Here is a 22,818-nt window from a genome sequence, read left to right as displayed (position 1 = left end):
GTGGCCCGGTGCGAGACTGAACGCATGCCCGTACTCGAACCGAATCCCCCGCAGAGCCAGCGGCGCCTGCTGATCGTCTTCGGCCTCATGCTCGGCGTGCCCGCACTGGTCGCCATCGTCGCCACCTTCGCCGCCCGGATGGGCTGACCGCCCCCGCCCACCGGCCCGTTCGGGCCACGACCCCGAGTCCGGAGGTGGGGACAACCCCACCTTCCCTAGGGGGCCAGGGTCAGGGTCAAGTGGGTGGACGGCCGGATGGGACCGCACGGCGCCCGCCCGTAGCGTCGAAGTGCAAGCAGACAACGGCACTTCGACGGTTTTCCACGGAGGCGGTCACCGTGACCACGCAGTCCCCGCACCTCTACTCCCGGCAGTCCCGGCAGTCCCGGCCCACCGTCGAGTCCGCCACGGCCGCGGGGTCCGCCGGGGCCGAGAAGCCCGGACGCGGAAACGCGTCGTCCGGGAACGCGTCGTCCGCGAACGCGTCGTCCGGGAACGTGCAGACGAGCCTGCCGTGGTGGGCCGTCGCCCTGCCCGCGCTCGCCTTCGCCGCGCTGCTCGCCCTCCTCAGCGGCGGCACCGCGGACGCCTCGACCGCGGCCTCCTCCGGCGACCTGCTCGGCCACATCGCCTCCTCGCTGCCGGACCTCGTCCAGCGCTTGCTGTGAGCCTCACCCCTGACCTTCCGCCGCCCCCGCCCCGCCGCCCCCCGTACGGCCTCTGACCTGCGCCCCCGGCGGCCCCCGCGGCGGTGGAGATGCGCCATTCCGCGCCTGACAGCGGGTTTTCTGGAAAGCTGAAGGACATGACCGTCGATTCGACCCGCACGATCGTCCTTCTCCGCCACGCCAAGGCCGACTGGCCGTCGGTCGCCGACCACGAGCGGCCACTGGCCGACCGCGGCCGGCTGGACGCCGCTGCGGCGGGCCTCCGTTTCGCCGACGACGGCATCACCCCCGACGTGGCGCTGTGCTCCACCTCGGTCCGCACCCGCGAGACCTGGAAGCTCGCCGCCCACGAAATGCCGCACCGCCCCAAGACCGTCTACGAGGAGCGGCTCTACGAAGCCTCGCTCGGCGATCTGCTCGCGCTGCTCACCGAGACCTCGGACGAGGTCGGCTCGCTGCTGCTGATCGGCCACAACCCCGGCATGCACGCCCTCGCCGACGCGCTCGCGGGTACCGCCGAAGGCGACACCGCGGCCCGGATGACCCGCGGCTTCCCCACCGCCGCCTTCGCCGTCGTCACCTTCTCGGGCTCCTGGAAGTCCGTCGAACACGGCGTCGGCCGCCTGACCGCCTTCTGGGCGCCGCACGACTGACCGGTACGAGGCCCGCGCGGCCGGTACGAGCGCCGTAGCCACTACGGGACGGCGCGAACCGGTGCGCGTGCGTACGGATACGTATCGGCGCCCGGCCCGGCGCGGGAATTGTCGCGGTCAGAGCGTCGGTACGCCGTCCAGCGCGTCGGCGGCCTCGATCTCCTCGCGGGTGATGCCCAGCAGATACAGCACGGTGTCGAGGAAAGGTACGGTCACGGCGGTGTCGGCCGCCTGGCGTACGACGGGCTTGGCGTTGAAGGCGACGCCGAGCCCGGCCGCGTTCAGCATGTCCAGGTCGTTCGCGCCGTCGCCGATCGCGACGGTCTGGCTGAGCGGCACCCCGGCCTGCTCGGCGAAGCTGCGCAGCAGGCGCGCCTTGCCCGCCCGGTCCACGATCGGGCCGACGACCTTGCCGGTGAAGCGGCCGTCCACCACTTCGAGGGTGTTGGCCGCCGCGAAGTCCAGGCCGAGCCGCACCTTCAGGTCGTCGGTGACCTGGGTGAAGCCGCCGGAGACCACGCCGACCTGGTAGCCGAGCCGCTTGAGCGTACGGATCAGGGTGCGCGCGCCGGGCGTGAGCCGCACCTCGGAGCGGACCTTGTCGACCACGGACGCGTCGAGACCGGCCAGCAGCGCCACCCGCGCGTGCAGCGACTGTTCGAAGTCCAGCTCGCCGCGCATCGCGGCGGCCGTCACCGCGGCGACCTCGGCCTCGCAGCCCGCGTGCGCGGCGAAGAGCTCGATCACCTCGTCCTGGATGACGGTGGAGTCCACGTCCATCACGACCAGCCGCTGCGCCCTGCGCTGGAGACCGGCGGGGACCACGGCCACGTCGATGCCGAGCGCCGCCGCCTCGACCGAGAGCACCGAGCGCAGCACACCGGGCTCGGCGCCGGAGACGGCGAACTCCACCGCCGTCACCGGGTACTTGGCCAGCCGGAAGATGCGGTCGATGTTGCCGCCCGCGTTGGTGATCAGGGCGGCGGTGGCCGCGGTCGACTCGGCGGTCAGCGGGCGGCCGAGCACGGTGACATGCGAACGGCCCTCGCCGCGCGGCCGGTTGTCGCCGGTGCCGGAGATGATCTCCGCCTCCATGCCGATGGACTCGGCCCAACTGTGCACGGTGGAGCGCAGTTCGCCTTCGAGGCCGGGGGAGGGCGCCGTCACCAGGGCGCACAGCACTATCCGGCCCCGCGTGACGACCTGCTCGATGTCCACCACGTCCACCCGGAAGGCGGCGAGCGTGTCGAAGAGCCCCGCGGTGATGCCGGGACGGTCCTTGCCGAAGATCTTGACCAGAATGGTGGGCGCGTCCGCCGGCGGAACGGCGGCGACAGGCGCGGTCTGCGAGACGTCGTTCATGGTGCTCCCACCGTAGCCGCCCCGCCCGGCCCGATGATCGGCCGTCTCGGTTGGCGGACCGCCCCCAAGACCGCGGGCCTCGCCTTCAGGAGCGGAGATGCGGCGCGGCGCGGCTGCGCGGGACCAGGTTTTCCGGGGGGCGCGGGCCTCGCCTTCAGGAGCGGAGGTGCGGCGCGGTGCGACTGCGCGGGACCAGGTTTTTCAGGCGGCGCGGTGCGGCTGCGCGGGACCAGGTTTTTCAGGGGCGCGGGGAACTGCGCGACCAGCGCTCGCGGTGGCGAGCTGTGAACACCGCCCTCATGGGGCAGACGATGTTCGCTGTCGGGCCGTGAGCCCGAGGGGTGCGGGGCCCGCAGATCCCCGCACCCGCGGCGGACGCCGGCTCAGCGGGGCCCGCGCGGCGCGGCAGGCGGCGGGGGAGGCGGCGGCTCCGGCCACTTCTCCTCCGGCCGACCCGAAGCCCCGGCCCCGCCGGAGCCGCCTCGCGGCCGACGGAAACCGGGCGGCGGCGGCCCCGCGATGGTCGGCGCGGCGTCCACCCCGCCAGCCTGCGGGGCCTTGTACGGATTCGGCTCGTCACCGGGCCGCGGCCCGGCGTAAGGACTGGGCTCGCCGCCGCCCCCTGCGTAAGGATTGGGCTCGGCACCGCCGCCCGCGTAGGGATTGGGCTCGCCGCCGCCCCCGGCGTACGGGTTGGGCTCCTCACCGTCCTCCGGACGGTAGACCGGGCTCGGCAGATACGGTCCCGCCCGATAGGCCAGCTCCGGATACGTACGGCCCGCGTCGTCGCCCCCGGCGGAGCCGGACACGTGCACGCCCTCCTCGGTGCCCGGCGCCGGACCGCCGCTGTCGTAGGCGCCGTCCCCCGTATCGGGAAGCGCGCCCCCGCCCGGCCGGGCCAGCGCCGCGACCTGCTGTCCCGCCGCCCCGGTGGCCAGCGCGAGCAGCGCGCCCACCGCGCCCATGCCCGCGCCCCAGACGGCGCCGAGCAGCAGTCCCAGCGGGAGGCTGCCGTGCAGGTCGACCCCGGCGCCGACGGCGTCGAAGCCGAAGACCGACAGATTCGCGTTGACCTTCACCTTGCTCAGATGCGACAGCAGCGGCAGCGCCACGGCCGTGACCAGGCCGAGCCGCACCGCGCACCGTCCGACGAAACCGCCCTTGGCGGCGCCGTCGAGCGGAGTGCGGGTGGCGGTGAGCGCGCCCGCGAGCAGCATCATCACCGCGATGGCGACCGGCAGCAGCCAGACCCGGCCGTCGAGTTCGGCCAGCGCGCCCGGTGTGATCGTCCTGCCGGAACCGCCCGCCAGCAGCTTGTCGACGGGATCGGGCAGGAACGACGTCAGCGGCCCCGACGCCTGCCCCTTCCACGGCACGAACAGGCCGAGCGGTACCGCGAGCCATACGCCGTTGGGCGCGCCGATCAGCGCCGCGCCCATGATCCGGCCCGGCTCGTCGCCGGTCAGCGCCGCGTAACAGGCCGCCGCGTCACCCGCGAGCACCGCGACCACCATGACGACGGTCAGCGCGGACACGGCGGGCCGCACCGCGCGGTGCACGCCCTCCCATCCGGCCGGCAGCGGTGTCCTGCGCGAGGCGAGCAGCGCGATCAGCAGCACGCCGAGCACCCACACCAGGCCGCCCGCCAGGGTCCGCCCGGTGGCGACCTGGAAGGTGATCGACGCCTTGGTCTGGATCAGCCCCTGCAACCCGTCGGTGAGGCCGCCGCTGATCTTGCCCACGCCGGGCAGCTTGCTCAGCAGGTCGTCCGTGGTGCCCTTGGACGGGCCGAGCGCGGCGCCGTCGATGGCCACCGTGTCCTGCCCCGCCCAGGCGAGACCGCCGAGGACCGCCAGGAACAGCACGGCGGTCGTCACGACCCGCGCCGCCAGTTCGCCGACACCGACCGTCGGACCGGCCCTGCGCAGCGAGCGCAGGAACACCCACGACAGCAGCAGCGCGCCGACGAGTGCCACACCCAGCGGCGCGATACCGATCGCGCCCTGGGTCTGCGATCCGCTCAGTCCGAACGCGCCGACGTCACCGCCCGGCCGCACCTTGCCGCCCACCGCCATCGCGACCACGGCTGCCGTCATCGGCCCCAGTGATCCGGCGGTGTCCGCGCCCAATAGATGTAAGGCGAGAGCGGCGGTGCCCGCCATCGCCAGGAACGCCCAACTCACCGACGCCACAGCGGCGAGCATGACGCTCGTCCAGGGCGTGGTCCGTGCACTCATCCCGACCCCCGAGGCCGTTCGTCCCCCCATGCACCCAATGCGCCCCACTCTCGGGCGCGGACGGGTGCCGCGTCAACGTCCGTTGCGGAACACGTACATCGGGCTTGTTTTCTGTTACGAGACAGGAGCCTGCAATAGTTCCTCCCGAACTTCGCTATCTCTAGACTCCCCCCATGGGGGACTACTCGGGGGACAACACATGGGGCTTGGGGTGCCTGAACTCGTACTCGAATTGAACGGACGGACCTGGACGCTGGACGCGTCCCGCTCGTACAGCCTGGGGCGCGATCCGTCGGGGGATCTGGTACTCGACGACGCCAGGGTGTCGTGGCGGCACGCCACCATCCGCCGTGCGGAACGCGGTTGGGTGATCGAGGACCTCGGCAGCACCAACGGCACCTATGTACAGGGGCAGCGGGTCCAGCAGACCGAGGTGGGGGCCGGTTCGACCGTCCACCTCGGCAACGCCACGGACGGACCCCGGCTGAATTTCACCGCGGGCGCGCAGGCCGGCGCCGATGTGTACAGCGCGGAGACCGCGCACGCGACGCCGCAGCAGCGCTACCCGCAGGCGCGGGCCGCGGCCCCCGCGGCACCCGTCGGACAGGCCGGGGCCCCGCAGGCCCCGACCCCGCAGCACGCCCAGCCGCCCGCCCAGGCCCAGCCGCAGGCGCAGATGCACGCGCAGGCGCCCGCCGCCCCGCCGCGTCAGCAGCAGCCCGGCGGCTGGGGACAGCCGCCCGCGCAGGTGCCGCCGCAGCAGTACGCGCGGCAGCCGCAGCCTCCCCAGCAGGGCCAGGGCGGCCAGGGCGGCTGGGGTCAGCCGCCGGTCCAGCAGCCGCCCGCCCCGCGCGCGCAGCCCCAGCAGCCCGCGGGCGGACACCCGCAGGGCGTCCGCAGCCCCACCACCTTCCACCAGCTCGCCCTCGGCCGGGTCATGAAGATCGGCCGCGCGCTGGAGAACGAACTGGTCGTCTCCGACCTCCAGGTCTCCCGGTACCACGCGGAGTTCCGCGCGCACCCCGACGGCCGCTACGAGATCGTCGACCTCGGCAGCCACAACGGCACGTATGTCAACGGCCAGCCGATCCAGCGCCATCTGCTCGGCCCCAACGACATCGTCGGCGTCGGCCACTCCACCTTCCGGCTGGTCGGCGACCGCCTCGAGGAGTTCGTCGACACCGGCGAGGTCTCCTTCTCCGCCCGCCGCCTGACCGTCACCGTGCCGCACGGCAAGGTGACCAAGCAGATCCTCAAGGACGTCTCCTTCGGCGTACCGGAGAAGTCGCTGATCGGCGTGATCGGCCCGTCCGGCTCCGGCAAGTCCACGCTGCTGCGCGCGCTCACCGGCTACCGCCCCGCCGACCAGGGCGAGGTGCTGTACGACAACCGCAATCTGTACAAGCAGTTCGCCGAGCTGCGGCAGCGCATCGGCCTGGTCCCGCAGGACGACATCCTGCACAAGGAACTCCAGGTCAGGACGGCACTGCGGTACGCGGCCAAGCTCCGCTTCCCCGGTGACACCGCGTCCGCGGAGCGCGAGGCGCGGATCAACGAGGTACTGCGCGAGCTGAAGCTCGACATCCACGCCGACAAGCGCATCACCTCGCTCTCCGGCGGCCAGCGCAAGCGCGTCTCGGTCGCCCTCGAACTGCTCACCAAACCCTCGCTGATATTCCTGGACGAGCCGACCTCCGGCCTCGACCCGGGCATGGACCGCGACGTCATGAAGCTGCTGCGCGGCCTGGCCGACGACGGCCGTACGGTACTGGTCGTCACCCACTCCGTCGCCGAACTGGCGCTCTGCGACAAGCTGCTGGTGATGGCCCCCGGCGGCTCGGTCGCCTACTTCGGCCCGCCGGACGAGGCGCTGAACTTCTTCGGCTACGAAACCTGGGCCGATGTCTTCTCCGCCTTCGAGAACTACCGCGACTACGACTGGTCGGGCCGCTGGCACGGCTCGCAGCACTACCAGATGTACGCCGCGGACCTGGACCAGGCGGCCCCGCAGCAGGCGCCGGTCATCCCGCACCAGGTGGCCAGGCCGCCCAAGCCGCAGGCGTGGCTGCCGCAGCTCGTCACCCTGATCCGCCGCTACATGTCGGTGATCGCCTCCGACCGGGGCTTCATCGCCCTGATGTTCATCCTGCCCGCGGTGCTCGGTGTGGTCAGCATCGTCATCCCGGCGGCCAGCGGCCTGGGCCCAGGACCGGTCAAGGCGCACGGCGTCAACAAGGACGCGGGCACGATCCTGCTGATCCTCGCGGTGGGCGCCTGCTTCTCCGGCGCCGCCAACTCCGTCCGCGAGCTGATCAAGGAACGGGTCATCTACGAACGGGAACGGGCCACCGGCCTGTCGCGTTCGGCGTATCTGATGTCCAAGGTCATCGTGCTCGGCCTGATCACCGCGGTGCAGGGCGCCGTCATCTGCGGCATCGGGTTCGCGCCGCGCGCGATGCCCACCGAGGGCGTCATCATGAAGAGCCAGCCCGCGGTCGAGATGACCCTGGCCATCATCGGCCTCGGCTTCACCTCGATGATGTTCGGCCTGATCATCTCCTCGCTGGTGAAGACCGCGGAGAAGACGATGCCGCTGCTGGTCATGTTCGCCATCGTCCAGGTGGTGTTCACCGGCGTGCTCTTCCAGCTCTACGACTCGCCCGGCATCGAGCAGTTCGCCTGGCTGATGCCCGCCAGGTGGGCGGTGGCCGCGCTCGGCACGACGGCGAATCTCAACGTGATCATGCCGTGGGACCCGGGCAACCCCGACGCGCTGTGGAAGCACACCGCGAGCCAGTGGACGATCGACATGGTCGTCCTGGTGCTGCTCGGCGTCGTGTGCGGCATCGTGGTCTCGCGGCTGCTGCGCCGCCACGAGCCGGAAGTCATGCGGAAGTAGTGAAACGGAAGTAGCGAATCCGAATACGCCGAAAGGGCGGCGGGACCGAAAGGTCCCGCCGCCCTTTCGCGCTGCGGCTGTGGGAGCCGAACGCGCGGATCAGTACGCGGAGTTCACGTTGTCCATGGAGCCGTAGTTCGCCGCGGCGTAGTTGCAGGCGGCGGTGATGTTCGCGACCGGGTCGTAGATGTCCCACGAGGTTCCGTCGACGTGGTACGCCTGGAAGGTCGGGTCGATGACCTGGAGCAGGCCCTTGGACGGAATGCCGGCGGCGGCGTTGGAGTCGTACAGGTTGATCGCCTGCGGGTTGCCGCTCGACTCGCGCATGATGTTGCGGTAGATGCCGTCGTAGCTGCCGGGGATGCCCTTCTGGGCCATGATCGCCAGCGACTGCTTGATCCAGCCGTCCAGGTCGTTGGTGTACGTGGTCGTGGCGGCGGTGCTGGCCTGCGGGGCGGCCTGCACGGCGGTACGCGTCGTGGAACGGTTCGCGGCGGCCGTGTCCTTGGCGCGCTGCGCGGCGGCGTCGGCCGCGGCCTTCTTCTTGGCGGCCGCGTCGGCGGCGGCCTTCTTGGCGGCGGCGTCCGCTGCCGCCTTCTTCCGCGCCGCGGCGTCGGCCGCGGCCTTCTTCTTCGCGGCGGCCTCGTCGGCCGCCTTCTTCTTGGCCGCCTCGTCCGCGGCCTTCTTCTTCGCCGCGGCCTCGGTGATCGCGCGCTCCGAGGCGATGCCGGCCTGCGCTTCGATGCTCTTGACCTGGTCGCCGGTGGAGACCTGGAAGCCGGTGGGGTCACCGACCGCGGCGGAGGCAGTCCCGCCGGTCCCCTGGAGACCGGTGACGGCCAGGACGACAGCGGTCGCGGCGACGGCGCCGGCCGCCGTGATCTTGTGGGTCTTGGTAAGCCGGCCGATCTTCGGGATCGTGGGGAGCTGCATAGGAATTAACCTCTTCCGTTTGCGGACCCGAGAATTCTTAGAGGGTCGGAAAACGGAGGTCAACGAGCCTTCCTACGAACTCCTTTCGTAGACGGTCGAGGGACAAATCGGAATCGGCATTCCCCCGGACAGTGGCGTGAGGCGCCCTTTCCACTAGGCGACTTAGTATGTGACGTACGTCCTATAGGTCACCTCACACGCCGTCGCCCCCTCCGTCGCCCAAGGTGACGGAGGGGGTGCTTTATGTGACGTTTATGGCAGCAGGAGATTGACGTCGCCGAATTCGTGCCAGAGGTAACCGCCGCGCAGCGCCTCGGCGTAGACCCGCTCCAGCAGCCGGTCGCCCGACAGCGCCCGCAGCATCAACAGGTGCGTGGCCTCCGGCTCGTGCAGTCCGGTCAGCAGCCCGTCCACCGCGCGCACCCCGCGCTCCGGGGTGACCACCAGCTCCGTCCAGCCGCCGCCCGGCCGCACCACACCGCGCTCGTCCGCCACCGACTCCAGCGCCCGTACCGCCGTCGTCCCCACCGCCACCACCCGGCCGCCCGCCGCGCGCGCCGCGTTCACCTGCCAGGCCGTCGCCGCCGACACGGTGTACGGCTCGGCGTACGGCGGCTCGTGCGCCTCGACCGACGCCACCCCGGTGTGCAGCGTGATCGGCGCGACCTGCACGCCCCGGCAGACCAGCTCCGTCACCAGCGCCGTGGTGAAGGGCCGCCCGGCGCTCGGCATCTCCGCGGAGCCGAGGCCGTCCGTCGACCGGGCGGAGAACACCGTCTGGTACGCCGCCAGCGGCTGGTCCCGGTCGGTGTAGCCGTACCGGATCGGCCGCCCGTACCGCCGCATGTACGCGACCGGGTCCGGCAGCGAGGGCGCGGCCACCCACAGCCGGTCCCCGGCCGGGTCGAGCGGCTCCTCCAGCACCAGCCGGGCCCCGGCGCGCAACTCGACCACCGCGCCCGCGGGGCCGCCGGCCCTGCGGACCGTCGAGCCGTGCCCGTCCGGGTCGCGGACCTCCACCACCCAGCGGCCGTCGTCCCGGCGGGTGGACCAGTGCACCACCACCGGCCGTCCGTCGAGCCGCCCGTCCACGGCCGCGGGCAGCGTCCGCGAGGTGTTCACCACCAGGACGTCACCGGCCCGCAGCAGCTTCGGCAGGTCGCGGAAGCCGTGGTGGGTGACCGCGCCGGTGCGCTGCTCGCCGACCAGCAGCCGTACCGCGTCCCGGCGGGCGGCCGGGGCCGTCGCGAGCAGCGAGTCCGGGACGCGCAGCCCCGCCAGCCCGGCCCGCGGAGCCCCGGCCGGGCCCCTGCCCTGCCCGATGTCCTTATTGTCCGCTCCTGTCCTCTTTATATAGGGGTCCTTCGCGGACCCCCGCCCGGGGTCCTTCGCGGACCGCGCCGCCTGCGCGCCCTCCCGTACCGAACTCATCGCGCCTCCAGCAGGACCGGGGCGGTGTAGCGCCCGCTGGGCGCGGCCTCGTCGAGCAGCCGCAGGAAGGCCGGGACCACCGACTCCGGCAGCGGCCGGGCGGCGAAGTCCGCGTCGTCGGGCACGGCCGCCGCGTACAGCCCGGTCCGCAGATCGCCCGGGTCCACCCACCACACCCGCAGCCCCGGCTCCTCCTCGGCCAGCACCGCCGACAAATGGTCGAGCGCCGCCTTGCTCGCCCCGTACCCGCCCCAGGTCGGATACGCCTCCACCGCCGCGTCCGAGCTGACGTTCAGCACCGCGCCGCCCGCAGCCCGCAGCAGCGGCAGCGCCTCCCGCACCAGCGCGAAGGGCGCCGTCACATTCGTCTCCAGCGCCTCCCGCAGCCCCGCCACCGGCAGCTCGGCCAGCGGCACCAGCGGCTCAGCGCCCAGCGCGCTCGCGTTGTTCACCAGCAGGTCCACCCCGCCCAGCTCGCGCGCCGCCGCCACCAGCTCCGCCCGGTGCCCCGCCGCGGTCACGTCGCCCGGCACCGCCCGCACCCGTGGCCGTACCGCCGCGCCCCCGGCGTGATCCGGGCCGTACCGTTCCAGGTCCGCCGCGGCCGACCGCAGCGCGTCCGCGTTCCGCCCGTCCAGTACGAGGTCCCAGCCGCGCCCCGCCAGCTCGGCGGCCAGCGCCCGCCCCAGTCCGCGCGACGCTCCCGTGATGATCGCTACCGGCATGATCCAGCCCTCCGCACCGGGGCCCGGCCGTCCGCCGGACCACCTCGTGCCCTCACCGTAGGAACGCCCCGGCCGCACACGCCTCGGCCGGCCGCCGCACGCCTCACGGTCACTTGGAACTAGGCCACACGACCGAGGACGGTCGGTCCGGCGGCGCATACGGACCGTCACCCGGCGCCGGTACGGTGGAGACATGCCCATCCGGCCGCCACGAGGCGGAATCGAAGCGGTCAGCGCCGCGGTCCTGGCGATGAGCCGCCAGGTGGAGGTGCGCGACGTCCTCCAGACGATCGTCGCGTCCGCCCGCGAGCTGCTCGACGCCGAATACGCGGCCCTGGGCGTGCCCGACGACCACGGCGGCTTCGCGCAGTTCGTGGTCGACGGCGTCAGCGACGAGGAGTGGAAGGCCATCGGCCCGCTGCCCCGGCAGCACGGCATCCTCGCCGCGATCCTGCACGAGGCGACCCCGCTGCGGCTCGCCGACGTCCGCACCTTCGAGGACTTCCAGGGCTGGCCCAAGCACCACCCCGACATGCGCGACTTCATCGGCATGCCGGTGGTCGACGGCGACGAGATCCTCGGCGCGCTCTTCCTCGCCAACAAGAAGTGCGGCCCCGGCGGGACCCGCGGCGCCGACGGCACCTGCGGCTTCACCGAGGACGACGAGGACCTGCTGCGGATCCTCGCCGACCACGCCGCGATCGCCCTGACCAACGCCCGGCTCTACGAGCGCAGCCGCGAGCTGACGCTGGCGGGGGAGCGGGCCAGGATCGCGCACGAACTGCACGACGCCGTCTCGCAGAAACTCTTCTCGCTGCGGCTGACCGCCCAGGCCGCCGCCGCGCTGGTCGACTGCGACCCGGCGCGCGCCAAGGGCGAGCTGAAGCAGGTCGCGGCGCTCGCCGCCGAGGCCGCCGACGAACTGCGCGCCGTCGTGGTGGAACTGCGCCCGGCCGCCCTGGACGAGGACGGCCTCGTCGCCACCCTGCGCACCCAGGCCGACGTCCTGGACCGCGTCCACTCCGCCGACGTCACCTTCCACGCCGTCCGGGTGCGGGCGCTGCCCGCCGCGCAGGAGGAGGCGCTGCTGCGGGTCGCCCAGGAAGCGATGCACAACGCCCTGCGGCACGCGCACGCCGACGCCGTGGACGTCATCCTGGAAGGCCACGGCAAGGGCGCGCTGCTGCGGATCCGCGACGACGGCCGCGGCTTCGACCCCACCGCGGTCCGCCGGGCCGGACGGCACCTCGGACTGGTCTCCATGCGGGACCGGGCCGGCGGCGTCGGCGGCCGGCTCACCGTGCAATCGGAGCCCGGCAAGGGCACCGTCATCGAGATGGAGGTGCCCGGTGGCTGAGAACACCATCCGCGTGCTGCTGGTCGACGACCACCAGGTCGTCCGCAGGGGGCTGCGCACCTTCCTCGAGGTGCAGGGCGACATCGAGGTGGTCGGCGAGGCGGGCGACGGCGAGGAAGGCGTGGCCCGCGCCCAGGAACTGCGGCCCGACGTGATCCTCATGGACGTCAAGATGCCCGGTGTCGACGGCATCGAGGCGCTGCGGCTGCTGCGCGACGCCGAGAACCCGGCACGGGTGCTGATCGTGACCAGCTTCACCGAACAGCGCACCGTCGTGCCCGCGCTGCGGGCGGGCGCCGCCGGATACGTCTACAAGGACGTGGACCCGGTCGCGCTCGCCGACGCCATCCGCTCCGTGCACGCCGGGCACGTCCTGCTCCAGCCCGAGGTCGCGGGCGCGCTGCTCTCCCAGGAGCAGGGCGGCACCGGCCAGGGCCGGGGCAACGCGCTGACCGAGCGGGAGCGCGAAGTCCTCGGCCTGATCGCCGACGGCCGCTCGAACCGGGAGATCGCCCGCGCGCTGGTGCTCTCCGAGAAGACGGTCAAGACCCACGTCTCCAACATCCTGATGAAGCTCGACCTCGCCGACCGCACCCAGGCCGCGCTGTGGGCGGTGCGCAACGGCGTGGGGAACTGACGGGACCGCTCGCGGCGCCACCGTGTCCACCTGTCCGTGCGGGCCGACCACCACGTGGCCGTGCGGGCCGACCACCGCGTGCCCGTGCGGGCCACCGTCCACCTGTCCGTGCGGGCATCCGTTCGGCGGAGTGAGATTCATACTGTCGGGTGTATGTCGTCCGAACGGCGCAACCTGATCCACGCTGACCCGTTCTGCAGGGCGTACCGCGGCGGATTGCCGCGGTGCACCCCCAGCCACGGCTGGGAGGTGCCCCCAGCAAAGAGGAAGTTCGAAGTGATGAACCTCAAGAAGGCCGCGACCGTCACCCTCGTGGCGGGCGGCCTGGCCGTCGCCGGTACCGGTGTGGCCTCCGCCGCCAGCGGCGCCGACGCGTGCGGCACCGCCGTGAAGTCCCCGGGCGTGGGCTCCGGCAACCTGGTGCAGGTTCCGGTGCACATCCCGGTCAACCTCAGCGGCAACTCGGTGAACGTGATCGGCCTGCTGAACCCGGCGTTCGGCAACGTCGCCGTCAACAAGTAACCACGGACGACGCGGACTTCCGGCCCGCCTCGCCGAAGGCCCCGCGGCACGGGATCCCTCCCCGTAGCCGCGGGGCCTCCCCACGCGCCGCCGCGCCGTGGGATGTCAGGTCCCGCGCCGCGCCCCGCGCGGGGACGTCAGGTCCCGTGCCGCGCCCCGCGTGGGATGTCAGGTCCTGCGCCGCTCCGCCTCCTCGACATACGCGTTGTACGCCGCCACCTGCGCCCTGCGCGCCGTACGCTCCACCGGCCGCAGCAGCTCCGCCCGCGCCGCGATCTGCGACGCGCTCACCGCCGCGCCGTGCCCGTCGGAGGCGATCTCCACCAGCGCCGCGACCCGCTGCGCCAGCGCCAGCACCCGCACCGCGCGCGGCGGATACCCCGGCGCGAGCACCTCGCCGCCGCGCTCGGCGCGCGCCCGGTACGCCTCGAGCGCCGCGTGCGCGGACGGACCCGCGCCCGCCACGTCCAGCCGCGCCAGCGCGTTCGTGGCGTCCCGCAGCGCCTCGGCCAGCTCCCGCTCGGCCTCGCTCAGCGACGGTACATCGGCGGGCGGCGCGTCCCGTACCGGCAGGCACCGCCACTCGACCTCGACGTGCACATCGCCGGCCGGGCCCGCCTCGCGGACCTCGGGCACCAGACCGAGCGCCGCGCCGCCGACGGTGACCACCGCCTCGCCCGCGGCCAGCGCCCGCGCGTTGAACTCCGGCGGCCCGCTCAGCCCCAGCGGATGCCCGGCCACCGGCAGCGCGAGCCGCAGCCCCGTCACGCCCAGCGCGCGCAGCCTGCCGAGCCCCAGCGTCAGCCCCACCGGGACATGCTCACCCGGCAGCCCCGAGATCCGGTGCACGGCGTCGTCCGCCGTGATCTCCTGTGCGACGTCATCGGGGGCGGCAAGTCCGGCAAGCAGGGCATTTCCCCACGCGGTCAGCCGCCCTGAGCGAGGTTCATCAAGCATGCCCCCAGCCTATGGAACGGACCCGTCGCGCGGTGGCGTAAGTTTTCCCCGGGGGATCCTTCTGCCGGTGCCTACCCGCGCACACGGCAGACAGCCGAGACTGCAATGGGAGACAACGCGCTCATGAGCGATGTGCTGGAGCTGGTGGACGTATCCGTGGTCCGCGACGGACGGGCTCTGGTGGACCACGTGTCGTGGTCGGTCGCCGAGGGGGAACGCTGGGTCATCCTCGGACCCAACGGGGCGGGCAAGACCACCCTGCTCAATGTCGCGTCCAGCTATCTCTTCCCCACCACCGGCACCGTCCAGATCCTCGGCGACAAGCTCGGCAACGTGGACGTGTTCGAACTCCGGCCGCGGATCGGCATGGCGGGCGCCGCCATGGCCGAGAAGATGCCGCGCAGGCAGACGGTCCTGGAGACCGTCCTCACCGCCGCGTACGGCATGACCGCCACCTGGAACGAGGGGTACGAGCAGGTCGACGAGGACCGCGCCCGCGCGTTCCTCGACCGGCTCGGGATGAGCGAGTACCTCGGCCGCAAGTTCGGCACCCTGTCCGAGGGCGAGCGCAAGCGCACCCTGATCGCCCGCGCGATGATGACCGACCCCGAGCTGCTGCTGCTCGACGAGCCCGCCGCCGGTCTCGACCTCGGCGGACGCGAGGACCTGGTCCGCCGCCTCGGCCGGCTGGCCCGCGACCCCATCGCCCCTTCGATGATCATGGTCACCCACCACGTCGAGGAGATCGCCCCCGGCTTCACCCACGTCCTGATGATCCAGCAGGGCAAGGTCGTCGCCGCGGGACCGATCGACCTCGAACTCACCTCCCGCAACCTGTCCCGCTGCTTCGGCCTCCCGCTGGTCGTCGAGCGCCGCGGCGACCGCTGGACGGCCGCCGGACTGCCGCTGTCCTGAAGGGTTTTCGTCCGGGTTTCCATTGCGTACTGCCGCAACTGCCCTCCGCACGCCTACGATTGGCGACGTGGACGCATGGGTGTGGTGGCTGATAGCGGCAGTGGGTCTCGGGATACCGCTGGTGATCACGGCGATGCCCGAATTCGGGATGTTCGCGGTCGGAGCGGTGGCCGGGTCGGTCACGGCCGGAATGGGCGGCGGGATCGTCGCCCAGGTGATCGTCTTCGTCGTCGTCTCGGTCGCGCTGCTGGTCTTCGTACGGCCCATCGCGTACCGCAACCGGCAACGCCCGGAACAGCGCAGCGGTGTCGACGCCCTCAAGGGCAAGCAGGCCGTCGTCCTGGAACGTGTCGACGGCGGTGCCAACGGACGGATCAAACTCGGCGGAGAGGTCTGGTCGGCCCGCGCCCTGGAGCACGGCCGGGTCTACGACCCGGGGCAGCAGGTGGACGTGGTGGAGATCGACGGAGCGACCGCCGTCGTCATCTGAACACCCGGCCTTCGGACACCTGAACACCCGACATCCGAACACCCGACATCCGAACACCCGACATCCGAACACCCGACATCCGAACACCCGACATCCGAACACCCGACATCCGAACACCCGACATCCGAACGTCGCCGACGAGGGCCGGGAAATCACCGAACCCGCCCGCGACAGGCGGCCGTTCTGCCAGAATTGATCATGCCGGAGTACGTCGTACTCCCGCAGCCGACCCGCGCGGGGAGTGGACATGCAGCCCATCATCATCGTCCTGATCATCCTGGTGGTGCTCGTCTTCATCGCGCTGATCAAGACGGTCCAGGTGATTCCGCAGGCCAGCGCCGCCATCGTCGAGCGCTTCGGCCGCTACACCCGGACCCTCAGCGCCGGCCTCAACATCGTGGTGCCGTTCATCGACACCATCCGCAACCGCATCGACCTGCGCGAGCAGGTCGTGCCGTTCCCGCCGCAGCCGGTGATCACCCAGGACAACCTGGTGGTCAACATCGACACCGTCATCTACTACCAGGTGACCGACGCCCGCGCCGCGACGTACGAGGTCGCCAGCTACATCCAGGCCATCGAGCAGCTCACCGTCACCACGCTCCGCAACATCATCGGCGGCATGGACCTGGAGCGGACCCTGACCTCCCGCGAGGAGATCAACGCGGCACTGCGCGGCGTCCTGGACGAGGCCACCGGCAAGTGGGGCATCCGCGTCAACCGCGTCGAGCTGAAGGCGATCGAACCGCCCACCTCCATCCAGGACTCGATGGAGAAGCAGATGCGCGCCGACCGTGACAAGCGCGCCGCGATCCTCACCGCGGAGGGCATCCGGCAGTCCCAGATCCTCACCGCGGAGGGCGAGAAGCAGTCCTCGATCCTGCGCGCGGAAGGTGACGCCAAGGCCGCCGCGCTGCGCGCCGAAGGTGAGGCCCAGGCGATCCGCACGGTCTTCGAGTCGATCCACGCGGGCGACCCCGACCAGAAGCTCCTCGCCTACCAGTACCTCCAGATGCTGCCGAAGATAGCCGAGGGCGACGCCAACAAGCTGTGGATCATCCCCAGCGAGCTGAACGACGCGCTCAAGGGCCTCGGCGGCATCGTCAACCTCCCGGGCGCCCCCGGCGCTCCCGGCAACGGCTCACGCGAGCCCGCCACCGCGCCCGCCCCGCGCCGCGAGTCCCCGCCCTTCGACAAGGACTGACGAGCGCTGACCAGCACTGACCAGCACTGACGAGGACCGCCCCGGCCCGGAAGCCCGCCGCAGCCCCCTATGACATGATCGCCGCGCACCCCTCGACCTCGACGGCGGGGAGGACGCGCGAAGATCATGGAGACGACGCATGACTCTGCCGGAAGCCCTCGCCGTGTTCGCGGCCGGAATCGGCGCGGGCACCATCAACACCATCGTCGGCTCGGGGACGCTGATCACCTTCCCCGTCCTGCTCGCCGTCGGACTGCCGCCCGTCACGGCCAACGTGTCCAACTCACTGGGCCTTGTGCCCGGTTCGATCACCGGCGCCATCGGCTACCGCGGTGAACTCCAGGGCCAGCGACCGCGCCTGCTGCGGCTCGGCGCCGTCGCCCTCGTCGGCGGACTCATCGGCGCCGTCCTGCTCGTCACCCTGCCGTCCACGGCGTTCAAGGCGATCGTCCCCGTCCTCATCGCCATCGCGCTCGTCCTGGTCGTGCTGCAACCCCGCCTGGCCCGCGCCGTCCAGGCCCGCCGCGACCGTACCGGCACCCAGGCCCCCGCCCACGGCGGCACCGCCCTCGTCGTCGGCATGCTGCTCGCCAGCATGTACGGCGGCTACTTCGGCGCCGCCCAGGGCGTGCTGTACCTCTCCCTGATGGGCCTGGTGCTCAACGAGTCCCTGCAACGCGTCAACGGCATGAAGAACGTCCTCGCCGCCGTCGTCAACGGCGTGGCGGCCCTCTTCTTCATCATCGTCGCCCACATGAACTGGACCGCCGTCGGCCTCATCGCGGGCGGCGCCGTCATCGGCGGCCTGATCGGCGCCCGCGTCGGCCGCCGCCTCCCGCCCGCCGCCCTGCGCGGACTCATCGTGGTCGTCGGCACCGCCGCGATCGTCCAACTCCTGCTGAAATAGGGCCCCTCCCCGAAGGGAAGGGCCCCGCCCCGTCGGGACCTCACGGCCCCACGACCTCGATTCCCCGCACGCGAAGGGGCGCTCAGGCCGACGCCGGAACGGGCAGCCACTCCGGCAGCCCGAACCCGTCCCGCACCCCCAGCGCCAAAAGCAGCGTGTCCGCCGGCGTCGGCTCGAACGGCCGGACCAGCAGCCGCATCCCCGCCTGCTCGGGAGTACGGTCCGCCTTGCGCTGATTGTCCTCGCCGCACGCGGCCACCGTGTTCAGCCAGGTGTCACCGCCCCCGCGCGACTTCGGCTGCACGTGGTCGACCGTGGTGGCCCTGCGCCCGCAGTACGCGCACCGGTGCCGGTCACGTACCAGCACACCGCGCCGCGACCACGGGGCCCGTTGTCGGAACGGCACCCGCACGTACCGGCAGAGCCTGATCACCTGCGGCACCGGAACCTCCACCGCGGCGGCACGGATGCGCAGCCCGGGATGCGCCTGCTCCACGACGGCCTTGTCCTGCATCACCAGCACGACAGCACGCCGCAGCGACACCGTCGACAGCGGCTCGAAGCTCGCATTCAGCACCAGCGTCTCACGCATCCCGCCCACCTCCCGGGCCCTGCCCCGCCCCCATGGCGAAGTGGATCCACTGTGGCCCCGGGACACGGCCGCCGACAACGCAATTTCACGGCCGCAACCGGAAGATCGACAGGTGGAAAGGTCCTGTTCATCCCGGATTCCGCGCCGGGGCACGTCCCCGCGTCCCTCCGGGCTCGGCCGGGGGCTCGTCCCGGGGAAAGGTCTGCGCTCCGGGTGCCGTCCCCCGTGTCGAACGGGCACCCGGAGCGCGTCCGTCGGCGTGGACGCCCGGCCCGCAGACCGAACTCCGGCAGACGGCGGACGCAGACGCCCGGCCGCCCCCGCCACCGCGGTGCCGACAGCCTGAGGACGGTGGTCACGTCGTCAGGCACGCACCACTGTGCGACGGGGAACGGCGGAGCGCAACGTAATATCCCGAGCGCTCAGCGCGACAGACCCGGCGGGCTCAGCCTCCGGCCCGCACCTCGTACTCACCGATCAACTGCGCCCTGCCCAGCGTGTGGAAGCGCAGATTGAACCCGACGAACGCGGGCGAGGCGTCCGCGTCCGGGCCCAGCTTCTCGGTGTCCACCGCGTAGACCGTGAACACATACCGGTGCGACCCGTCACCGGGCGGCGGCGCCGCGCCACCGAAATCCCGCGTCCCGTAGTCGTTCCGCGCGTGCGTCGCGCCCGCGGGCAGCCCCGGGAAAGCACTGGAACCCGCACCGCGCGGCAGCTCCGTCACCGACGCGGGGATGTCGAACAGCACCCAGTGCCAGAAACCGCTGCCGGTCGGCGCGTCCGGGTCGTAGCACGTGACGGCGAAGCTCTTCGTCCCGGCCGGGAACCCCTCCCACCGAAGCTGCGGCGAGACATTGCCCGCCGCGTACACCTGATCGTCCTTGAGTACCCCGCCCGGTTCCACGTCGTCGCTCACCACGGTGAACTCCGGCACCTGCGGGTGGAAGTCATGGGGGAGCGGCCGTCGCGCTTGCTCGGTCACCTCGACACCTCCTGATCGCACACGATTGATTCCGCCCCGAGCCTAGGGCCCCCGTCAGAACCAGTTCCGCTTGCCGCCCACCTCGGCGAGCCACTGGTGCAGATAGGCCGCCCAGTCCGTCTCCTCGAAGGAGTGCATGCTCATCGTGAAGGAGCGGTACGTGTCACTGCCGCCGCCGAACAGCCCCGGCTTCTTGTCCATCTCCAGGACGACATCCATCTCCTCGCCGTCCGCGACGAACGTCAGCTCGACCTCCTTGAGCCCTCGGTACTGCTCCGGCGTACGGAACTCGATCTCCTGGTAGAACGGCAGCCGCTGCCGCGTGTTCCGCATCGTCCCCTTCTCCAGATCCGCGCTCTTGAAGGCGAACCCCAGCCGCCCGAACGCGTCGAGCAGCGCCTCCTGCGCGGGCAGCGGGTGGACGTTCACCGGGTCCAGATCCCCCTTGTCCACCGCGCGGGCGATCTGCAACTCCGTCGTCACCCCCACGTTCATCCCCGTGAGCTGCCGCCCCATGAACATCGTCACCGGCGTCTCCCACGGCACCTCCAACGAGAACGGCACATCGTGCACCGCCCCCGCCCGCACCATGAACTCGCCGGCGATCTGCTGCGTATGGAACTCGATGTTCTGCAAGGACTCCGTCTCATTGCCCTGCGCGTCCCTGCGCTCCACCTCGACGCGCGCCTGCAACCCGACCGTCAGCCCCTGTATCCGCTGCTCGACCGAACCGCCCTGCACCCGCACCGAACCCTCGACCACCCCGCCGGGCACCACATCGGCCTGGTGCAGCTCCGTCTCCACCGACGCCCCGCCGGCCCCGAGACTCGCCATCATCTTCCTGAACCCCATACGCACTCTCCCTGACCGCATCCACTGGCTCACGCTGTGCGAACTCTACGAACGCCGGGACGCCCCGTCCGGTTCCACTACGCTCCTGAACCGTGATCACGCCACCCGAACAGGTCCCGCTCGACCGGGCGTTCTTCGACCGGCCGGTCCTGGACATCGCCCCCGACCTGCTCGGCCGCACCCTGGTCCGCACCACCGACCAAGGACCGGTCACCCTGCGCCTCACCGAAGTCGAGGCGTACGACGGCCCCAACGACCCCGGCTCCCACGCCTACCGGGGCCGCACCGACCGCAACGCCGTGATGTTCGGCCCGCCCGGACACACCTACGTCTACTTCACCTACGGCATGTGGTTCTGCCTCAACCTGGTCTGCGGCCCCGAAGGCACCCCCAGCGGAGTCCTGCTGCGCGGCGGCGAGATCACCACCGGCGCCGACCTCGCCCGCGCCCACCGCCCCACCTCCCGCAAGGACAGCGACCTCGCCCAGGGCCCCGCCCGGCTCGCCACCGCACTGTCCGTCGACCGCTCGCTCAACGGAGCCGACGCCTGCGGCCCCGGCGGACCGCTGCGCGTCCTCACCGGGACCCCGCCCCCGCCCGCCCTCGTCCGCACCGGCCCGCGCACCGGCGTCGGCGGCGCGGGCGCCGACCACCCCTGGCGCTACTGGATCGACGGCGACCCCACCGTCAGCCCCTACCGCGCCCACGCCCCGCGCAAGCGTCGATAAACGACTGGCCGGAACCGCGTACCCTCGGACACGCTTCACGCACCGGGTACGCGAAGCCGTATCCGACCCCCAGCACCCACAAGAGGGAGACACGAGACCCGTGACGGACATCGTCGACGAGCTGCGGTGGCGAGGGCTGATCGCCGTTTCCACTGACGAGGACGCACTGCGCAAGGCGTTCGCGGACGGCCCTGTCACGGTCTATTGCGGCTTCGACCCGACCGCGCCCAGCCTGCACCTCGGCAACCTGGTCCAGATCCTGACCATCCGCCGCCTTCAGCTCGCCGGCCACCGCCCGCTCGGACTGGTCGGCGGCGCCACCGGTCTGATCGGCGACCCCAAGCCGTCGGCCGAGCGCACGCTGAACGCGCCCGAGGTCGTCGCGGAGTGGGTCGAGCGGGTACGCGCCCAGATCGAGCCCTACCTCTCCTTCGAGGGGCCCAACGCCGCGACCATGGTGAACAACCTGGACTGGACGTCGGGCCTGTCGGCCATCGAGTTCCTGCGCGACATCGGCAAGCACTTCCGGGTGAACAAGATGATCAGCAAGGAGGCCGTGGCCCGCCGCCTCAACTCCGACCAGGGCATCAGCTACACGGAGTTCAGCTACCAGATCCTCCAGGGCATGGACTTCCTGGAGCTGTACCGGCGGTACGGCTGCACGCTCCAGACCGGCGGCAGCGACCAGTGGGGCAACCTCACGGCGGGCATCGACCTCATCCACCGCGTCGAGGGCGCCTCGGTGCACGCGCTGGCCACCCCGCTGATCACCAAGGCGGACGGCACCAAGTTCGGCAAGACCGAGGGCGGCGCCATCTGGCTCGACGCGGAGATGACCACGCCGTACGCCTTCTACCAGTTCTGGCTGAACGCCGACGACCGTGACATCGCCACCTTCCTGCGCATCTTCAGCTTCGCCTCGCGGGCGGAGATCGAGGAGCTGGAGCGCTCGACCGAGGAACGCCCGCAGGCCCGCGCGGCCCAGCGCGCCCTCGCCGAGGAGCTGACGACGCTGGTGCACGGCGCCGACCAGTGCGCCGCCGTGATCGCCGCTTCCAAGGCACTTTTCGGCCAGGGCGAACTCGCCGACCTGGATGAGGCCACCCTGGCCGCCGCGCTCAGCGAACTCCCGAAGGCGCAGGTCAGTGAACTGGCCCCGGTGGCCGACCTGTTGGCCCTGATCGAGCTGGTCCCGAGCAAGTCCGCCGCCCGCCGCACCATCAAGGAGGGCGGCGCGTACCTCAACAACACCAAGGTGACCAGCGAGGACGCGGTTCCCGCCGACTCCGATCTGATCCACGGTCGTTGGCTGGTGCTGCGCCGGGGCAAGAAGAACCTCGGAGCGGTCGAACTCGCTTGACACGGCTGGAAATCTACGTTTGAGCGGCGGCCGAGCTTGACTCGGTCGCCGCTCGTGCGTAACGTAGTCCAAGCCGCCAAAACGGTGGGGATGGTTCACATCAGCCCCTACCGCACCGGGCGGCCTCCCACTACCTACGTCTTCCCGGTCATCGGGCTGTATTTTGGTGCGCCAAAATCCAATTCGATGGACTCGATTATGAGTCGCCCGGGAAATGGGCTAACGTAGTGGACACGCCGAAAGGCGGGAAACAAACCCCGATCCAATCAGGGGCCGGAAACGCACAGCGGATCTGGTAGGGTTGGAAACACGAAGGGAAAGCCCGGAGGGCCGGTGAAACGGTCTGAAGGAAGCTTCCGTTCCTTGAGAACTCAACAGCGTGCCAAAAGTCAACGCCAGATATG

At 71.7% G+C, this 22,818-nt stretch carries 23 protein-coding genes; 13 read left to right on the top strand and 10 right to left on the bottom strand.

From position 1 onward, the window contains the following. Positions 1-24 precede the first annotated feature (24 nt). From ACIP4Z_RS29420 to ACIP4Z_RS29410, 3 genes are all read left to right on the top strand, one after another. Complete coding sequence (locus tag ACIP4Z_RS29420; RefSeq protein WP_262928365.1) at positions 25-147, top strand: SGM_5486 family transporter-associated protein; 123 nt, start codon at positions 25-27, stop codon at positions 145-147. A 191-nt stretch (positions 148-338) separates the two neighbouring features. Next, positions 339-668, top strand: a complete 330-nt coding sequence (locus ACIP4Z_RS29415) for a hypothetical protein (RefSeq protein WP_401313177.1) — start codon at positions 339-341, stop codon at positions 666-668. 137 nt (positions 669-805) lie between these two features. Next, complete coding sequence (locus ACIP4Z_RS29410) at positions 806-1,321, top strand: histidine phosphatase family protein (RefSeq protein ID WP_355333665.1); 516 nt, start codon at positions 806-808, stop codon at positions 1,319-1,321. Between the two features lie 117 nt (positions 1,322-1,438). On the opposite strand, the gene serB is transcribed toward ACIP4Z_RS29410, so the two are convergent. Both serB and ACIP4Z_RS29400 read right to left on the bottom strand, forming a co-directional pair. Then, positions 1,439-2,683 carry a phosphoserine phosphatase SerB gene (gene serB / locus ACIP4Z_RS29405; RefSeq protein WP_355333662.1) on the bottom strand — a complete coding sequence of 415 codons (1,245 nt, stop codon included), beginning with the start codon at positions 2,681-2,683 and terminating at the stop codon, positions 1,439-1,441. A gap of 383 nt (positions 2,684-3,066) precedes the next feature. Further along, complete coding sequence (locus ACIP4Z_RS29400) at positions 3,067-4,920, bottom strand: streptophobe family protein (RefSeq protein ID WP_401313172.1); 1,854 nt, start codon at positions 4,918-4,920, stop codon at positions 3,067-3,069. 199 nt (positions 4,921-5,119) lie between these two features. Here ACIP4Z_RS29400 and ACIP4Z_RS29395 point away from each other — a divergent pair, with 199 nt between their 5' ends. After that, positions 5,120-7,819, top strand: coding sequence for an FHA domain-containing protein (locus ACIP4Z_RS29395; RefSeq protein ID WP_401313170.1), 2,700 nt, complete (start codon positions 5,120-5,122; stop codon positions 7,817-7,819). A 99-nt stretch (positions 7,820-7,918) separates the two neighbouring features. Here the strand turns inward: ACIP4Z_RS29395 and ACIP4Z_RS29390 are convergent, their stop codons facing one another. The 3 genes from ACIP4Z_RS29390 to ACIP4Z_RS29380 form a co-directional block, all read right to left on the bottom strand. Beyond that, complete coding sequence (locus ACIP4Z_RS29390; RefSeq protein WP_355333654.1) at positions 7,919-8,752, bottom strand: lytic transglycosylase; 834 nt, start codon at positions 8,750-8,752, stop codon at positions 7,919-7,921. A 252-nt stretch (positions 8,753-9,004) separates the two neighbouring features. Further along, on the bottom strand, positions 9,005-10,183 hold the full coding sequence (locus ACIP4Z_RS29385) for an S-adenosylmethionine:tRNA ribosyltransferase-isomerase (RefSeq protein ID WP_401313167.1): 1,179 nt from the start codon (positions 10,181-10,183) through the stop codon (positions 9,005-9,007). Beyond that, the gene (locus tag ACIP4Z_RS29380; RefSeq protein WP_391124676.1) at positions 10,180-10,908 is read right to left on the bottom strand and encodes an SDR family NAD(P)-dependent oxidoreductase; all 729 of its coding nucleotides are present in this window, start codon (positions 10,906-10,908) and stop codon (positions 10,180-10,182) included. The genes ACIP4Z_RS29385 and ACIP4Z_RS29380 overlap by 4 nt, the downstream gene beginning before the upstream one ends. 193 nt (positions 10,909-11,101) lie before the next feature. On the opposite strand from ACIP4Z_RS29380, the gene ACIP4Z_RS29375 reads away from it, so the two are divergent. The 3 genes from ACIP4Z_RS29375 to ACIP4Z_RS29365 all read left to right on the top strand — a co-directional run bounded on the left by ACIP4Z_RS29375 (position 11,102) and on the right by ACIP4Z_RS29365 (position 13,424). Beyond that, entirely contained in the window at positions 11,102-12,265 is a 1,164-nt protein-coding gene (locus ACIP4Z_RS29375) for a GAF domain-containing sensor histidine kinase (protein ID WP_355333645.1), read from the top strand. Continuing rightward, positions 12,258-12,902, top strand: a complete 645-nt coding sequence (locus ACIP4Z_RS29370; protein ID WP_093714340.1) for a response regulator transcription factor — start codon at positions 12,258-12,260, stop codon at positions 12,900-12,902. Before ACIP4Z_RS29375 ends, ACIP4Z_RS29370 begins: the two co-directional genes overlap by 8 nt. 276 nt (positions 12,903-13,178) lie before the next feature. Beyond that, a complete protein-coding gene (locus tag ACIP4Z_RS29365; protein ID WP_188279867.1) occupies positions 13,179-13,424 on the top strand; it encodes a chaplin in 246 nt (81 codons plus the stop codon). A gap of 168 nt (positions 13,425-13,592) precedes the next feature. Here ACIP4Z_RS29365 and ACIP4Z_RS29360 read toward each other — a convergent pair whose 3' ends face one another. Next, positions 13,593-14,381 carry a hypothetical protein gene (locus ACIP4Z_RS29360; protein ID WP_391044235.1) on the bottom strand — a complete coding sequence of 263 codons (789 nt, stop codon included), beginning with the start codon at positions 14,379-14,381 and terminating at the stop codon, positions 13,593-13,595. A 123-nt stretch (positions 14,382-14,504) separates the two neighbouring features. Here ACIP4Z_RS29360 and ACIP4Z_RS29355 point away from each other — a divergent pair, with 123 nt between their 5' ends. Beyond that, a complete protein-coding gene (locus ACIP4Z_RS29355; protein ID WP_355333638.1) occupies positions 14,505-15,296 on the top strand; it encodes an ABC transporter ATP-binding protein in 792 nt (263 codons plus the stop codon). 58 nt (positions 15,297-15,354) lie between these two features. Next, on the top strand, positions 15,355-15,786 hold the full coding sequence (locus tag ACIP4Z_RS29350) for an NfeD family protein (RefSeq protein ID WP_317452506.1): 432 nt from the start codon (positions 15,355-15,357) through the stop codon (positions 15,784-15,786). Here the strand turns inward: ACIP4Z_RS29350 and ACIP4Z_RS29345 are convergent. Continuing rightward, positions 15,779-15,910 carry a pentapeptide repeat-containing protein gene (locus tag ACIP4Z_RS29345; protein ID WP_401313161.1) on the bottom strand — a complete coding sequence of 44 codons (132 nt, stop codon included), beginning with the start codon at positions 15,908-15,910 and terminating at the stop codon, positions 15,779-15,781. The genes ACIP4Z_RS29350 and ACIP4Z_RS29345 overlap by 8 nt on opposite strands. Positions 15,911-16,033: 123 nt before the next feature. Between ACIP4Z_RS29345 and ACIP4Z_RS29340 the strand changes: the two genes are divergently transcribed. Then, positions 16,034-16,990 carry an SPFH domain-containing protein gene (locus tag ACIP4Z_RS29340; RefSeq protein ID WP_355333636.1) on the top strand — a complete coding sequence of 319 codons (957 nt, stop codon included), beginning with the start codon at positions 16,034-16,036 and terminating at the stop codon, positions 16,988-16,990. Positions 16,991-17,129: 139 nt separating this feature from the next. Continuing rightward, positions 17,130-17,897: a sulfite exporter TauE/SafE family protein gene (locus tag ACIP4Z_RS29335; protein WP_355333633.1), complete on the top strand. Its 768-nt coding sequence runs from the start codon at positions 17,130-17,132 to the stop codon at positions 17,895-17,897. An 82-nt stretch (positions 17,898-17,979) separates the two neighbouring features. Here ACIP4Z_RS29335 and ACIP4Z_RS29330 read toward each other — a convergent pair whose 3' ends face one another. The 3 genes from ACIP4Z_RS29330 to ACIP4Z_RS29320 all read right to left on the bottom strand — a co-directional run bounded on the left by ACIP4Z_RS29330 (position 17,980) and on the right by ACIP4Z_RS29320 (position 20,326). Beyond that, positions 17,980-18,489, bottom strand: coding sequence for an HNH endonuclease (locus ACIP4Z_RS29330; RefSeq protein WP_188279862.1), 510 nt, complete (start codon positions 18,487-18,489; stop codon positions 17,980-17,982). A 445-nt stretch (positions 18,490-18,934) separates the two neighbouring features. Then, entirely contained in the window at positions 18,935-19,474 is a 540-nt protein-coding gene (locus ACIP4Z_RS29325; protein ID WP_401313156.1) for a YbhB/YbcL family Raf kinase inhibitor-like protein, read from the bottom strand. A gap of 54 nt (positions 19,475-19,528) precedes the next feature. Further along, positions 19,529-20,326 (bottom strand): sporulation protein, encoded by a 798-nt coding sequence (locus tag ACIP4Z_RS29320; RefSeq protein ID WP_401313153.1) that lies wholly within the window; start codon positions 20,324-20,326, stop codon positions 19,529-19,531. Between the two features lie 92 nt (positions 20,327-20,418). Between ACIP4Z_RS29320 and ACIP4Z_RS29315 the strand changes: the two genes are divergently transcribed. Both ACIP4Z_RS29315 and tyrS read left to right on the top strand, forming a co-directional pair. Beyond that, a complete protein-coding gene (locus tag ACIP4Z_RS29315) occupies positions 20,419-21,054 on the top strand; it encodes a DNA-3-methyladenine glycosylase (RefSeq protein WP_391044243.1) in 636 nt (211 codons plus the stop codon). Between the two features lie 100 nt (positions 21,055-21,154). Beyond that, positions 21,155-22,414 carry a tyrosine--tRNA ligase gene (tyrS, locus tag ACIP4Z_RS29310; RefSeq protein ID WP_355333623.1) on the top strand — a complete coding sequence of 420 codons (1,260 nt, stop codon included), beginning with the start codon at positions 21,155-21,157 and terminating at the stop codon, positions 22,412-22,414. Positions 22,415-22,818 lie beyond the last annotated feature (404 nt).

The organism is Streptomyces sp. NPDC088910 (genome assembly GCF_044749865.1).
Lineage (GTDB): Bacteria > Actinomycetota > Actinomycetes > Streptomycetales > Streptomycetaceae > Actinacidiphila.
This window is presented reverse-complemented; position numbering and strand designations above follow the sequence as displayed.

Excerpts from the sequence above, each read along its gene's own strand:
- ACIP4Z_RS29330 (WP_188279862.1), bottom strand. The coding sequence starts at position 18,489 with ATGCGTGAGACGCTGGTGCTGAATGCGAGCTTCGAGCCGCTGTCGACG.
- ACIP4Z_RS29320 (WP_401313153.1), bottom strand. The coding sequence starts at position 20,326 with ATGGGGTTCAGGAAGATGATGGCGAGTCTCGGGGCCGGCGGGGCGTCG.
- ACIP4Z_RS29410 (WP_355333665.1), top strand. The coding sequence starts at position 806 with ATGACCGTCGATTCGACCCGCACGATCGTCCTTCTCCGCCACGCCAAG.
- ACIP4Z_RS29420 (WP_262928365.1), top strand. The coding sequence starts at position 25 with ATGCCCGTACTCGAACCGAATCCCCCGCAGAGCCAGCGGCGCCTGCTG.
- ACIP4Z_RS29355 (WP_355333638.1), top strand. The coding sequence starts at position 14,505 with ATGAGCGATGTGCTGGAGCTGGTGGACGTATCCGTGGTCCGCGACGGA.
- ACIP4Z_RS29400 (WP_401313172.1), bottom strand. The coding sequence starts at position 4,920 with ATGAGTGCACGGACCACGCCCTGGACGAGCGTCATGCTCGCCGCTGTG.
- ACIP4Z_RS29395 (WP_401313170.1), top strand. The coding sequence starts at position 5,120 with ATGGGGCTTGGGGTGCCTGAACTCGTACTCGAATTGAACGGACGGACC.
- ACIP4Z_RS29360 (WP_391044235.1), bottom strand. The coding sequence starts at position 14,381 with ATGCTTGATGAACCTCGCTCAGGGCGGCTGACCGCGTGGGGAAATGCC.
- ACIP4Z_RS29375 (WP_355333645.1), top strand. The coding sequence starts at position 11,102 with ATGCCCATCCGGCCGCCACGAGGCGGAATCGAAGCGGTCAGCGCCGCG.
- serB (WP_355333662.1), bottom strand. The coding sequence starts at position 2,683 with ATGAACGACGTCTCGCAGACCGCGCCTGTCGCCGCCGTTCCGCCGGCG.
- ACIP4Z_RS29380 (WP_391124676.1), bottom strand. The coding sequence starts at position 10,908 with ATGCCGGTAGCGATCATCACGGGAGCGTCGCGCGGACTGGGGCGGGCG.
- ACIP4Z_RS29335 (WP_355333633.1), top strand. The coding sequence starts at position 17,130 with ATGACTCTGCCGGAAGCCCTCGCCGTGTTCGCGGCCGGAATCGGCGCG.
- ACIP4Z_RS29345 (WP_401313161.1), bottom strand. The coding sequence starts at position 15,910 with ATGTCGGGTGTTCGGATGTCGGGTGTTCGGATGTCGGGTGTTCGGATG.
- ACIP4Z_RS29340 (WP_355333636.1), top strand. The coding sequence starts at position 16,034 with ATGCAGCCCATCATCATCGTCCTGATCATCCTGGTGGTGCTCGTCTTC.
- ACIP4Z_RS29385 (WP_401313167.1), bottom strand. The coding sequence starts at position 10,183 with ATGAGTTCGGTACGGGAGGGCGCGCAGGCGGCGCGGTCCGCGAAGGAC.
- ACIP4Z_RS29390 (WP_355333654.1), bottom strand. The coding sequence starts at position 8,752 with ATGCAGCTCCCCACGATCCCGAAGATCGGCCGGCTTACCAAGACCCAC.